The organism is Massilia sp. LXY-5, assembly GCF_059801075.1.
In genome coordinates this window covers 24980-37105 of record NZ_JBNNEH010000002.1, presented here as the reverse complement: position 1 = coordinate 37105, position 12126 = coordinate 24980, and the positions used below count along the sequence as shown (strand labels likewise).

Annotated in this window: 10 protein-coding genes; 3 read left to right on the top strand and 7 right to left on the bottom strand. The window is 64.2% G+C overall.

The window, feature by feature from the left end; genetic code table 11:
* Positions 1-64: 64 nt before the first annotated feature.
* Positions 65-1234: a hypothetical protein gene (locus ACI48I_RS03610; RefSeq protein WP_498573357.1), complete on the top strand. Its 1170-nt coding sequence runs from the start codon at positions 65-67 to the stop codon at positions 1232-1234.
* A gap of 82 nt (positions 1235-1316) precedes the next feature.
* On the opposite strand, the gene ACI48I_RS03605 is transcribed toward ACI48I_RS03610, so the two are convergent.
* From ACI48I_RS03605 to ACI48I_RS03595, 3 genes are all read right to left on the bottom strand, one after another.
* The gene (locus tag ACI48I_RS03605; protein ID WP_498573356.1) at positions 1317-2315 is read right to left on the bottom strand and encodes a fumarylacetoacetate hydrolase family protein; all 999 of its coding nucleotides are present in this window, start codon (positions 2313-2315) and stop codon (positions 1317-1319) included.
* Positions 2316-2354: 39 nt separating this feature from the next.
* On the bottom strand, positions 2355-3452 hold the full coding sequence (locus tag ACI48I_RS03600) for a phospholipase A (RefSeq protein WP_227496705.1): 1098 nt from the start codon (positions 3450-3452) through the stop codon (positions 2355-2357).
* 137 nt (positions 3453-3589) lie between these two features.
* Complete coding sequence (locus tag ACI48I_RS03595; RefSeq protein ID WP_498573355.1) at positions 3590-4312, bottom strand: pseudouridine synthase; 723 nt, start codon at positions 4310-4312, stop codon at positions 3590-3592.
* A 232-nt stretch (positions 4313-4544) separates the two neighbouring features.
* Between ACI48I_RS03595 and ACI48I_RS03590 the strand changes: the two genes are divergently transcribed.
* Positions 4545-4826, top strand: coding sequence for a hypothetical protein (locus ACI48I_RS03590; RefSeq protein ID WP_498573354.1), 282 nt, complete (start codon positions 4545-4547; stop codon positions 4824-4826).
* A gap of 401 nt (positions 4827-5227) precedes the next feature.
* Here ACI48I_RS03590 and ACI48I_RS03585 read toward each other — a convergent pair whose 3' ends face one another.
* The 4 genes from ACI48I_RS03585 to ACI48I_RS03570 all read right to left on the bottom strand — a co-directional run bounded on the left by ACI48I_RS03585 (position 5228) and on the right by ACI48I_RS03570 (position 8369).
* The gene (locus ACI48I_RS03585; RefSeq protein ID WP_193688673.1) at positions 5228-6220 is read right to left on the bottom strand and encodes a S49 family peptidase; all 993 of its coding nucleotides are present in this window, start codon (positions 6218-6220) and stop codon (positions 5228-5230) included.
* A 31-nt stretch (positions 6221-6251) separates the two neighbouring features.
* Positions 6252-6638, bottom strand: a complete 387-nt coding sequence (locus ACI48I_RS03580; RefSeq protein ID WP_498573353.1) for a Rieske (2Fe-2S) protein — start codon at positions 6636-6638, stop codon at positions 6252-6254.
* A complete protein-coding gene (locus ACI48I_RS03575) occupies positions 6635-7294 on the bottom strand; it encodes an HAD-IIIA family hydrolase (RefSeq protein WP_193688671.1) in 660 nt (219 codons plus the stop codon). The genes ACI48I_RS03580 and ACI48I_RS03575 overlap by 4 nt, the downstream gene beginning before the upstream one ends.
* Positions 7295-7388: 94 nt before the next feature.
* Positions 7389-8369, bottom strand: coding sequence for an RluA family pseudouridine synthase (locus tag ACI48I_RS03570; RefSeq protein WP_498573352.1), 981 nt, complete (start codon positions 8367-8369; stop codon positions 7389-7391).
* Positions 8370-9027: 658 nt separating this feature from the next.
* Here ACI48I_RS03570 and ACI48I_RS03565 point away from each other — a divergent pair.
* The gene (locus tag ACI48I_RS03565; protein WP_498573351.1) at positions 9028-12102 is read left to right on the top strand and encodes an Rne/Rng family ribonuclease; all 3075 of its coding nucleotides are present in this window, start codon (positions 9028-9030) and stop codon (positions 12100-12102) included.
* Positions 12103-12126: the final 24 nt, after the last annotated feature.

Sequence of the window (12126 nt, the reverse complement as noted above, 5' to 3'; positions counted from 1 at the left end):
CATCCCGTTACACCTTTTATTCGGAGCTGGAATGCGCTTCTTTCCGTACGTTCAATATCGTTGCTTGATATTACTTATCCTGGTATTCGACGCCTGCCCGGTGCAGGCCCAGGCCATTACCAAAGACGATCTTTCTGCCGCCCGCTACGCCTTCGAATTGCGCATTGCACAAACGGCCGCCGACGCCGCCCTTGCGCAGCGTGAAGCCGAGACGCGCGAGGCCGAGCACGCCGCCCTGCTGGCCCGGCTGCCGCCAGGCAGCAGTCGTCCGCTTGAAGGCAGGCTCGACACCCGTGGATTCGGCGCCGCCGGCCTGGTGCGCGCCTTCGACCTGGCGCGGGGACTCGCAGTCGAGGTCTGCGCGGCCCTGCCGCAGGAGACGCGCACGGTCGTCCACGATCCGGCCACCAGCGCCGGCGTCACTGCCGCCCGCGGCGTCAACGATGCGCTCCTGCGCCTGGCCGACGAGCTGGCGCGCCGCAACAAGGAGATGCAGCTGTATATCGACGCCCATACGCCGCCCGGCGCCCTGGGCGGCACGCTGGCAGTCGCGCTGACGGTCGTTCCGGCCGTGTTGCGCGCCGCTGCCGATACCGGCGCCCTGTTCAAGACCGATGTCACCGCCTCCGGCCTGGCCTATGGCGAGGGTGGGCGCGCGCTCTTTGTCAGCGCCCTGGCCGAGGCCTGCCCGCAACGGATCGCCGGCCTCGGCGGCGGCTACCTGGGCGAGCTCGATGCAGTGCAGCATGAGCGGCTGCTCGGCAAGCTGCGCGCGCTCGCAAGCCATCGCGCCGATTATGCGAACCGGATCGCCAGCTTGCAAAAACTGGCCGATGGGGCCAAAGGCGAAGAGAAGCGCGATTTATCGGGCGTGGCCACCGCGGCCGCTGCCGTGTTGAAAGCGGTCGACGCTTTTATCGAATCGCTGTGCGCCGGAGAAACCGGGGAAAAGAGCCCGCTGTTCAATGCCGCCCGTTACCTCGGCTATGCCCAGCGCACCGAAGGCGCGCCGGTGCTCGACTTCGATTTGCGGCTGGAGGGAATGAGTATCGTGAAGGACAATCTGTTCACCGGACAGAAACTACGGCTATCGGCGATCGGGCTGCTCTGGTATCGGGTGCATGCGGCCGACGGCAGTTTGCTCTTCGCGCGCACAGTGCGAAAAATGGCCGCCCCGGTGGAGGTGGATTTAAGGGGAGAAATGGTGAATGGAGCGTTTTGGGGCGGGAAGTGAGGCAGGTGGAATGCGCGCGGCGTAAGGCGTGGAGTGGGGATTCCACGCGTACAGACTCACCGGGTCGAATAATCCGGAAACATCACGCCTTAACGAGCTTCTGCTCGATCGCCCCGAACACCGACTTCCCCTTCTCTTCGAGTATCTCGATCCGCACCGTATCCCCGAAGCGCATGAAGGGCGTACTCGCCGCCCCATCCGCAATCGTCTCCACGCTGCGCGCCTGCGCGATGCACGAATACCCCGGTGCCACCGCACCACGCCCGCTGCGTTCCTTGTTCGACACCGGCCCCGCGCCGACGATGCTGCCGGCGCGCAGGCGGCGCGTCTTGCACAGGTGGGCAATGAGTTGCGGGAAATTGAAGGCCATGTCGGCCCCGGCATCCGGCTGGCCGACCAGGTTGCCGTTCAGGCTGGAACGCAAACGCAGGTGCAGCTTGCCGCCGCGCCAGGCGTCGCCGAGTTCATCGGGCGTGACCGCCACCGGCGAAAAACCGGTGGCCGGCTTCGACTGCAGCGGGCCGCCGCCCTTGCCGAGTTCGTCGCCCATCAAGTTGCGCAACGAAACATCGTTGGCGAGCATCAGCAGGCGGATGCGTCCATGCGCCTCGTCGGGCGTGGCAGCGGCGGGCACGTCGTCGACGATCGCGGCCAGGCCCGCCCCGAAATCGATGCCCCACTCTTCGAAAGCCAGCACGATGTCGTCGCAGGGGCCGAGCAGGTCCCCGCTTGCCCCCTGCGCCATCAAGGGCTCGTCCAGCAGCCAGGCCGGCGCTTCGACGCCGCGGGCACGGTAGTCCAGCTCGAGATGGTGGGGCCAGGCGGCGCCGACCGCCCAGCCGCAGGCGCGCGGCAGCGGCGCCATGCAGGCTGAAGGGTCGAACTCGAAGGCGCGCCGCGCCTGTCCTGCGTTCAGCTGGAGGTACAAGGCGTCGAGCTGGGGGGAGATAAACGCCCAGTCGTCGAGTGCGGCCTGCATCGTCGGGGCGATGGCGTCGGCCATGTGCGCGGTTTTGAGGTCGCGCGCGACGACGGCCAGTTGACCGTCGCGGCTGCCATCCTTGATCGTTGCAAGTTTCATTGACGCTCAATCACGAATAAAAGCGCCATTCTAGTGCGATCAGAACAGCCCGAGCACCCCGATGCCGACCGAGCGCTGGAAATAGTTGTAGTCGATCAGGCTCTGGCCATAGCCGGCAAAGGCCTGGGCATAGCCCTTCAGGTTGCCGGACAGCGGGAAGGCCCAGCCTGCCTGCACGGCGCCGCGGCTGGTGTGGAAGTTGTAGCGCAGCGTGGACGAATAGATGCTGCCGTCGCGGCGGTAGGCCAGCGCCAGGTCGCCGCGGCCCATGTAGTCGACGATGTCCGGATTGTCGTCGTCGTCCTCGCTCAGGCGCTTCCAGACGCGGGCGGTGGCCGAGAAGCCCTCCTTCTCGACGCCGAGCTGGGCGTACAGCCGGTTCCAGCTGCGCGAGAGCGTGCCCGACTGGCCGTTCGACTGGTGGTTCAGGCCCAGGCCGGCATGGGTCAGCTTGAGGCCACCCAGGTCGACATTCAGCGGCGCGATCGCCATCAATTCCGGCTGGTAATTGGTCTCGCGGAAGGGACTGGAAGCCTTGCTGTTGGCCGCCTGCCAGAAGCTGTTCTGGGTATAGCCGAACCAGAGGTCGACCGGCTTGCCGAAGGCCCCTTCCAGCATCTTCATCTTGAAGCTGAGCTGGTAGGCGAGCTCGCTTTTGGAGAGTTTGGTGTTGCCGTCGGTCAGGTCGCGGTACGGCAGGTAGGGCGCCTCGTTCGGACGCCAGGTGCGCGTCGCGATCAGGTAACTGGGATGGTGGGGGCGGAACTTGAACACGCCGCGCTGGTAGGGTTGGTCCAGCTCCCAGTGGTCGAGCTGGCTGAATCTGGCGCTGCTTTCGGCCGAGGGCTGCGCGGTCACGACTGCGACGGTGGCCGTGGCAGCGGGCGCGCCGTCGGCCGGGTTGACGACGACGGCCGCTTCGGTACGCGGCGCCGGGGTCGCGGCCAGTTTGTCGAAACAGGCCAGTCGCGCGACGTTGTCGCCGATGTTGGCGCAGTCGGACAGCAGTTTGGGCGACTCCTGGGCAAAGGCGCCGGCGGCGTACAGCAAGGGGATGGAAAGCAGGAGGGGGCGATAGGAATACGGCATCTTGAGCGGGAATCGGTTGCGAAAATACGTCGTTATGTCCGACTGCATTTGCACGCCGACCACGAGTCAATACGCATTTTGCAACAAACCACGTTTTCCAGTCGCACGGATGCATCCGTTGTGCATACGCCGTAGCGCGTGGAGCCGGGACTCCACGCGTTCGAACCCCTGGACAGCCTGCTGCGCTAGCCTTGCGCGGGCGCCAGCAAATCGAGCTGGGCCTGCTCGAGGAAACACCACTCCCCCTCTTTCAAGCCCAGCGATTCCAGGGTCAATCCGCCAATCGCCGACCGATGCAGCGCATTGCAATGATTACCGGCAGCCGCCAGCATGCGCTTGACCTGGTGGTACTTGCCCTGCTCCAGCACGATTTCAATGCCGTTCTCTCCGCGCTGGACGCAGGACACGGCGCGCAGCGGCGCCGGTTCGTCGTGCAACTGTACGCCGGCCAGCAATTGCTCAACCAGTTCCGGCGTCACCGGCTCGGCGGTGGTCGCCTGGTAGACCTTCGGCACGTGGCGTTTCGGCGAAGACTGGGCGTGGATGAAAGGGCCGTCGTCGGACATCAGCAGCAGGCCGGTCGTGTCGTGGTCGAGGCGGCCGACCGGCTGCACGTCGCGCCAGGCGAACTGTTCCGGCAACAGGGTCAGCACACCCGGGTGGTGGCTGGGTTTGCGCGAACACTCGAAATTGGCCGGCTTGTACAGGGCGACATACACGTGCTCGCGGTATGTCCACTCGTCGTCGAACACGGTCAACACCAGGCCGTCGGTGTCCACCGTCAATTTGTAGTTGTCAACGATCTCGCCGTTCACGGCAACGTCGCCTTCTTCGATCAGGGCGCGGCAATACTTGCGGGTGCCGAAGCCCTGCGATTGCAGGATACGGTCCAGGGATAATTTACTCATGGGCGAGACTTTAACAGATGGGGCGCGCCTTTCACAGGCGCTACAGGCGGCCAGGGCAGAGCGTTCTGTTGCCGCGAAGATCGAAATTATGCATCGTTTGCGCTAGATCAATCCTATCGGCATATCCATTGATAGACTTCAACTCCATTAGGAATCGACCTACAGCGCCTCCGGAATTGATGAGGAATCGCTAGGACTAATTACCGAATCACTCAACAAAAAAGAGGACAACATGCCAGCAGTGAAAACTACGCCACACGATGGCGCCCAGCCGACCGTCGCTCCGTCGTCGATCAAGGCCGCGCGTCTCTCGCTGGCGCGCTCACAGTGCGCCCAGTTTCCCACCCGCCTGGCGCTGGCGCGCTGGACGGGCGGCGGCAATATTCCGCACCTGCACGGACATGCCCACCTGCCGCTACGCGCGGCCTGGTTTGCGCGCGCGCAGCGCGACTTCCAGGCCTGGCTCGAGAACGGCGGTTTCGTGCAGCATGAAGAGACCGACGGCACGGCTTGATGAGTCGTAGGGTGGGCGGCTCTACCCATAAGCAGGCAATTGCGACGCGCTGACGCCGCCCACGCGTTCAACGCACAGGCGCATGGCGCGATGCTTGTTGAACGCGTGGGCAGCATCACGGCAGCCTTGGTGCACATTTTTTGGACCCAGCCGCCCACCTTGCGTCCCCAAAATGAAAACGACGGCTTGCGCCGTCGTTTTCGCTCCCGGGAAGGGCTGTTACAGTGAGGAATTGAATTCTCTCGAAACCGCACGCATGCGGGTGGTAGCGTCACCAGATTTTAACGATTGCGAACAGGTTGGCACGTGTTGTTAATCGCCCCTCCTGGAAAGAACTACAAGCTTCACTATAGAACACTTTACGGAACATTCAAGGACATATTGCAGGAGATCAGTTAAGTTCAATTAAGCTTCGGGAGGGTCACGCGCGACATCGCCTTCATTGCGCCCGCGCCTACCGATGCGCCGAACTTCTTCAATACCCGCTCCGGCAAGCCTTCATGCGCCGTGTAGTCGACGATGTCTTCCGCCTTGACGATGTCGCGCGCCACCGTGTCGACCGTGCCGAAGCCGTCGGCCAGGCCCATCTCGACGGCCTTGGCGCCGGTCCAGTACAGGCCCGAGAACATTTCCGGGGTTTCCTTCAGGCGCGTGCCGCGGCCGGTACGCACCACCGTGATGAATTGCTGGTGGATTTCGTTGAGCATTTCCTGGGCGTGGGCGCGGTGTTTTTCCGACTGCGGGCTGAACGGATCCAGGAAACCCTTGTTCGTTCCTGCGGTCAACAAGCGCCGCTCGACGCCCAGTTTTTCCATGGTGCCGGTAAAGCCAAAGCTGTCCATCAGCACGCCGACCGACCCGACGATGCTGGCTTTATTGACATAGATGCGGTCGGCCGCGGCGGCGATGTAATAGCCGCCCGAGGCGCAGATCTCGTCGACCACGACATATAAAGGCTTGTCCGGATAGCCGCGCTTGAGGCGCCGGATTTCGTCGACGATGATGCCTGCCTGCACCGGGCTGCCGCCGGGGCTGTCGATGCGCAGCACGACGGCCGCCGAGCCGGCGTCGGCGAAGGCCTTGTTCAGCGAAGGAATGACATTGTCGGCCGCGCCGCTGCCTTCTGCTTCGATCTCGCCGTTAATTTCAATCAAAGCGGTGTGACGGCCGAGGTTTTCGTCATCGCCGCCGAAGGAGAGGCCGAGATAGGTCCACAGCCCGACCACCACCGCAGCAAGAAAGGCCAGCCGGAAGAAAATGCTCCAGCGCCGCGCCGCGCGCCGCTCCTTGATGGTGGCAAACACGAGTTTTTCGAGCGTCTCGCGCTCCCAATTGCCGGCCGTCGGGTTGGCGACAAACCGGCCTTCGCCGTCGTCCTTGATGTGCTCGCTCATTACGGTTTCTCTGGCCCCCGTGAATTAAAAATCATGTCGATGAAGTATTTGTCGGAATGCCAACCCGCTCGTCCGGCTGCCAGTAGACCTTGCCGCCGTCCTCGCGCACGGCAATCGGGCGCAGCCTGCCGCCGCGGCAGGGCCCGCCCGCGCAAACGCCGGTTTCCGGCCGGTAAACGGCGCCATGGGTTGCGCACATCAGGAATTCGCCGCTCGACTCGAAGAACTGGCCTTGCACCCAGTCCAGTTCCATCGGTACATGGGCGCAGCGGTTCAGGTAGGCATAGGGCTTGCCGTGGAAGCGCACCACGAAACCGACGGCCGCCTCGCCGAACACGGTGACCGGGAAGCGTATGCCCTCCCCGCCGTCGACCAGCGCGCTCGAGTCGCAGATCAGTACTTCCGCAGCCGATGTCATGCGTACTCGGCCAGCCAGGCGTGCAGCTCGACGGCGGTCTTGGCCGAATACAGCGGACGGCAGGCCTGCAGCTGGTCGACCGGGTGCGCGCCATACTCGACGGCAATCGCAGCCGCACCGGCATTCTTCGCCATCAGGAGGTCGTGCGTGGTGTCGCCGATCATCACGGTGCGGCGCATGTCCTGGCCCAGTTCGCGCGTCAGTTCCTGCAGCATGGCCGGATGCGGCTTGGAAAAGGTTTCGTCGGCGCAGCGCGTGGCATCGAACAGCGACAGCAGTCCGCAGGAATTGAGCGCCCGGTTCAGCCCGACGCGGCTCTTGCCCGTGGCCACCGCGAGGAAGTAGCCTTGCTGCGAAAGTTCGCTCAACATTTCGCGAACGCCCTTGAACAGCACCAGTTCGTGGTCTTTCGTCAGGAAGTGGTAGCGGTAACGCTCGACCATGCGCGGATACATGGCGGGCGCCATGTCGGGCACTGCGGCCTGCATCGCTTCCGGCAGGGCAAGGCCGATGACGTGGGCGGCGGCCTCGTCGCTCGGCACCGGCAGGCCGACGTCGCGGGCGGCCGCCTGGATGCACCTGACGATGGCGACCGTGCTGTCCATCAGCGTGCCGTCCCAGTCGAAGACGATCAGATCAAATTGCTTTCTTGGCATGTCTCCCGGCTCGCGCCGGCTCCTTGGTATGCGAACGGAGTCCTTCCGTCCATGGGCGATGGGCACCGGTCTTGTGAACCGGTTCCCGGCGCCATCAATTCATTGCTTGCCCTAAGCTTAACAAGAAACGGTCGCACTCCGCTGGCAAGGGTGCCTGCAGCGTCATCGGCTTGCCCGTTTCCGGGTGGGTAAACGTGATTTTATAGGCGTGCAGGAACATGCGCCGCAGGGCGCCGCGGCTTGCATCGGCTTTTTGCAACTGCTTGTTCAGGGCGAAATCGCCGTATTTCTCGTCACCGAGAATCGGAAATCCGGAAGATGCCAGGTGCACGCGAATCTGGTGGGTGCGTCCAGTTTTCAGTTCCGCTTCCAGCAATGCAAAATTCTGCCATTTCCGCAGCAAATTGAAAATCGTGTGTGATTCCATGCCGCCCGCCTGCACGACGACCCGGCGCTCGCCATCGGGCGTCGAGAATTTATGCAGCGGCAGTTTGACGTGCTGGCGCTTGTTGGTCCAGTCGCCGGCCACGGCGGCCAGGTACCGTTTATCGGTGTGGCCGTCGCGCATTTGCTCGTGCAGATTGGTCAGCGCCGAACGCTTTTTCGCCAGCAACAGCAGCCCCGAGGTTTCGCGGTCGAGGCGGTGCACCAGTTCCAGGAACTTGGCGTCCGGACGCGCCGCGCGCAATTGTTCGATGACGCCATACGAGACACCCGAGCCGCCGTGCACGGCCACGCCGGCGGGCTTGTCGATCACCAGCAGGTGGCTGTCTTCGTGGACGATCCTGAATTCGGCGCCGGGGACGGGCGCCGTATGCGTTTTTTCGGCGATGCGGATCGGCGGAATGCGCACCAGGTCGCCTGCTTCCAGACGGTAGAGCTGGTCGATGCGGCCCTTGTTGACGCGCACTTCCCCGGAGCGCAGGATGCGGTAAATGTGGCTTTTCGGAACGCCCTTGCAGACGCGCAGCAGGAAATTATCGATGCGCTGTCCGGCTTCTTCTTCGGTGATCGTGACGAAACTTGCTGCTAACGCCTGTGATGAAGGGGGAACAACATCATTTTGCATCTTCATGTGGACTGTCTTCCCAGAAATTCTCTCTAAGTCCTTCATTTTGAATATATAATCGACAGGCGGCGGTGAAACCTCTGCAGGTGTAAGAATTAAAACGATATTTTACACAGGGGCGCGCTCCATCGGCCCCGCAGGCATGCAAATTCGATGGAAAAAACGTGTACGCACATTCCTGCGCAGTTCAAGGTTGCACCGCAGTTGTAATCGGATCGCGCGCAGGAGTGCCGGATTGGATTGTTTGGAACTGTAAGGATAAGTACCGGAAAGCTCCCGATTGGAAGCTCGCCGGTTGATGGTGTCGATAACGCTTGTCGTTTCGCCCGACCGTTGCAGGCCTCATCCCCAAGGCGCGAGCGTCAAGGCTGATCCAATCGCCTGCCGTCGCACACTTGGTATGTTCGCTGTAAACGGTCTGGCTGGTTTTGCGCGCATTGCCTCCACCCTGTCGTACCGCTCGCCAATGAGCGGTCCGGGTACGGCGTGCCCTCGGCATGACGATCGACTCCATGCGCCCTGTTGCGGCAGCGGGCTTTTTGCCCGCCCTGCCGCACGTCCGGGCATACCCCCCCCTCCAGCTCTCCCCTCCCGCGTATGTCCCTGTAGTGTCGCCGCCCTGGCAAGGCGGCTTTGGAACGGCCCCTGGGTCGCGGAGTAAAAAATGAAACGTATGTTGTTTAACGCTACGCAGCAAGAAGAATTGCGCGTAGCGATCGTCGACGGTCAAAAACTCATTGACATCGATATCGAAACGGCCGGACGCGAACAGCGCAAGTCGAATATCTACAAGGGTGTCATCACCCGCATCGAACCCTCCCTCGAAGCTTGCTTCGTCAGCTACGGCGAAGACCGCCACGGCTTCCTCCCCTTCAAAGAAGTTGCCCGCTCCTATTTCCGTGATGGCGTCGACGTGCGCAATGCGTCGATCAAGGAAGCCCTGCGCGAAGGCCAGGAAATCATGGTGCAGGTCGAGAAGGAAGAACGCGGCAACAAGGGCGCTGCCCTGACCTCGTTCATCTCGCTGGCCGGCCGTTACCTGGTCCTGATGCCGAACAACCCGCGCGGCGGCGGCGTGTCGCGCCGTGTCGAAGGCGAAGAGCGCCAGGAACTGCGCGAGACGATGGACAAGCTGGACCTGCCGCAAGGCATGTCGGTCATTGCCCGCACCGCCGGCATCGGCCGCAATGTCGAAGAACTGCAGTGGGACCTGAATTACCTGATGCAACTCTGGCGCGCGATCGAAGGCGCCGGCAAGTCGGCGTCGGGCGCCTTCCTGATCTATCAGGAATCGTCGCTCGTGATCCGCGCGATCCGCGATTATTTCCAGCCTGACATCGGCGAAGTCCTGATCGATACCGATGAGATCTACGAACAGGCCCAGCAGTTCATGAGCCACGTGATGCCCGACATGGCGCATCGCGTCAAGCGCTACAGCGACGATGTGCCGCTGTTCTCGCGTTTCCAGATCGAACACCAGATCGAAACCGCCTACGCGCGCACCGTGCCGCTGCCATCGGGCGGCGCGATCGTCATCGACCACACCGAAGCCCTGGTCTCCATCGACGTCAACTCGGCGCGCGCCACGCGCGGCTCGGACATCGAGACCACCGCTTTCAACACCAACTGCGAAGCGGCCGACGAAGTGGCGCGCCAGCTGCGCCTGCGCGACCTGGGCGGCCTGATCGTCATCGACTTCATCGACATGGAAGTCGCCAAGAACCAGCGCGAAGTCGAAACCCGCCTGAAGGACGCCCTGCACCACGACCGTGCACGCGTGCAAATGGGCAAAATTTCGCGCTTCGGCTTGATGGAGCTTTCGCGCCAGCGCCTGCGTCCGTCGCTGTCCGAAGGTTCGCACGTGACCTGCCCGCGCTGCTCGGGCACCGGCCATATCCGCGACACCGAATCCTCGGCCCTGCAAGTCCTGCGCATCATCCAGGAAGAGGCGATGAAGGAAAACTCGGCCACGATCCACGTGCAGGTGCCGGTCGACGTCGCCGCGTTCCTGTTAAATGAAAAACGTGGCGAAGTCCTGAAGATCGAGAACCGCCACCGCATCACCGTGATCCTGGTGCCAAATAAACACCTGGATACCCCGCACTACAAGCTCGAGCGCATCAAGCACGACGACCCGCGCCTGGAAGAAGCCGCCGCCAGCTACACGCTGGCCGAGACGGCCGAAACCGACATGGCCTACAGCAAGCGCCAGAAGGAAGAAGCCAAGCCGCGCCAGGAAGCCGTCGTCAAGACCATCACCCCGGCCCAGCCGGCGCCGGTGGTCGACCGCAGCGAAGCGGCGAAACCGGTCAAGCCGGTGGAAGTGCCGGTTGCCCCGGCGCCGGTCGTTCCGGCCCCGGTCGGCTTCTTCGGCAAGCTCAAGAGCTTCTTCTTCGGCGCACCGGAACCGGTTGCCGCGCCAGTCGCGGCCGAGCCGGTCAAGCCGGCCGCCCCGGCGCCAGCCGAACGCGGCGAGCGCAATGGCCGTGGCCCGCGTGCCCGGAATGGACGAAACGAGGGCCGCAACGAGGGCCGCAACGGCAAGTCCGAGCGCAGCCGTGAAGAGAAAGACACGAGCGCGAAGGCCGGCGTCGACGAGACCGCCAAGGCAGGCGAGCTGGAAGCGAAGCCGGCCCGTCCACCGCGTCCGCCACGTGAGCCGCGCGCTCCGCGTGAAGCACGCGAAGGCGCTGAAACCGCAGCGGCACCGCGCGCAGAACGTGCAGAACGTGGTGAGCGCCCGGAACGCGCACCGCGCCAGCCGCGCGAACGCGCAGAACGTCAGCAGCCGGTCGAAGCCAAGCTGGAAGAACTGAACGTGACGGCCGCAATGAGCGCCATCCCGACCCCTGAATCGGAACTGTCGACCACGACGCCGCACGGCGACCAGCTCGAGCACGCCGTCAAGGCCGTGACCGCGGCCGGTCCGAACGAAGAACTCGACACCGAAGGCGGCGACGAGCCGCGCCGCCGCCGCCGCCGTGGTGGCCGCAACCGTAACCGCCGCGACCGCGACGGCAGCGAGATCGAGGGCAGCGAGGGCGAACAGGAAGGCACGCCGGCATTCATGCCGGTCGCCGACGAGGAAGCCGCCAAGGTTGCCGCCGCCGAGAAGACCGGCCGTGGCCGTGGCCGCGGTCGCGCCGAAGCCAAGCAGGCCCCATGGCCGTTCCCGACCGCCGCTTCGGTCGCCGCGGCGCAAGCCAAGGCTGCGGCCAAGGCTGCCCCTGCTCCCGCCGCCAAGCCGGCGCCGACTTTCGGCGTGCCGGAAGCGACGAGCCAGACCTGGTACTTCCCGACCGCGGCCTCGATCGCCGCGGCCCAGCCGAAGCCGGCTGCCAAGCCTGTGGCCGAGCCTGTGCAGGCAGCTGCGGCCCCTGTCGCAGAAGCACCTGCGGCGGAAGCACCTGTCGCTGCGGCGCCGGTTGCTCCAGCGCCAGCGCCGGTTGCCGCGGCTCCGGTTGCCGAAGCACCCGCTGCGGCTCCAGTTGCGCCGGCTCCGGTCGCTGCAGCTCCGGCCCCGGCTCCGCAAGTGGCCCCTGCGCCAGTGGCAGCGGCCGACCTGAGCGAAGTACTCGGCGCCGCCGGCCTGACCCTGGCCGCGACCGATCCGGAAAAGCTGCGCGCAGCCCAGGAAGCGGCCGCCCAGGCAGCCGCCCCGGTGCGCGTCGGCCGTGCCCGCAAGCCGGCACCGAAGCTCGCCGACGAGCCGCTGATCCAGGTCGACACGCGCCAGTAATCCGGCCGCGTCGCTGAACGAAAA

What these genes read in the sequence shown, in the direction of transcription:
- ACI48I_RS03605 (WP_498573356.1), bottom strand. Translation starts at nt 2,315, where the DNA reads ATGAAACTTGCAACGATCAAGGATGGCAGCCGCGACGGTCAACTGGCC.
- ACI48I_RS03595 (WP_498573355.1), bottom strand. Translation starts at nt 4,312, where the DNA reads ATGAGTAAATTATCCCTGGACCGTATCCTGCAATCGCAGGGCTTCGGC.
- ACI48I_RS03590 (WP_498573354.1), top strand. Translation starts at nt 4,545, where the DNA reads ATGCCAGCAGTGAAAACTACGCCACACGATGGCGCCCAGCCGACCGTC.
- ACI48I_RS03565 (WP_498573351.1), top strand. Translation starts at nt 9,028, where the DNA reads ATGAAACGTATGTTGTTTAACGCTACGCAGCAAGAAGAATTGCGCGTA.
- ACI48I_RS03600 (WP_227496705.1), bottom strand. Translation starts at nt 3,452, where the DNA reads ATGCAGTCGGACATAACGACGTATTTTCGCAACCGATTCCCGCTCAAG.
- ACI48I_RS03570 (WP_498573352.1), bottom strand. Translation starts at nt 8,369, where the DNA reads ATGAAGATGCAAAATGATGTTGTTCCCCCTTCATCACAGGCGTTAGCA.
- ACI48I_RS03575 (WP_193688671.1), bottom strand. Translation starts at nt 7,294, where the DNA reads ATGCCAAGAAAGCAATTTGATCTGATCGTCTTCGACTGGGACGGCACG.
- ACI48I_RS03585 (WP_193688673.1), bottom strand. Translation starts at nt 6,220, where the DNA reads ATGAGCGAGCACATCAAGGACGACGGCGAAGGCCGGTTTGTCGCCAAC.
- ACI48I_RS03580 (WP_498573353.1), bottom strand. Translation starts at nt 6,638, where the DNA reads ATGACATCGGCTGCGGAAGTACTGATCTGCGACTCGAGCGCGCTGGTC.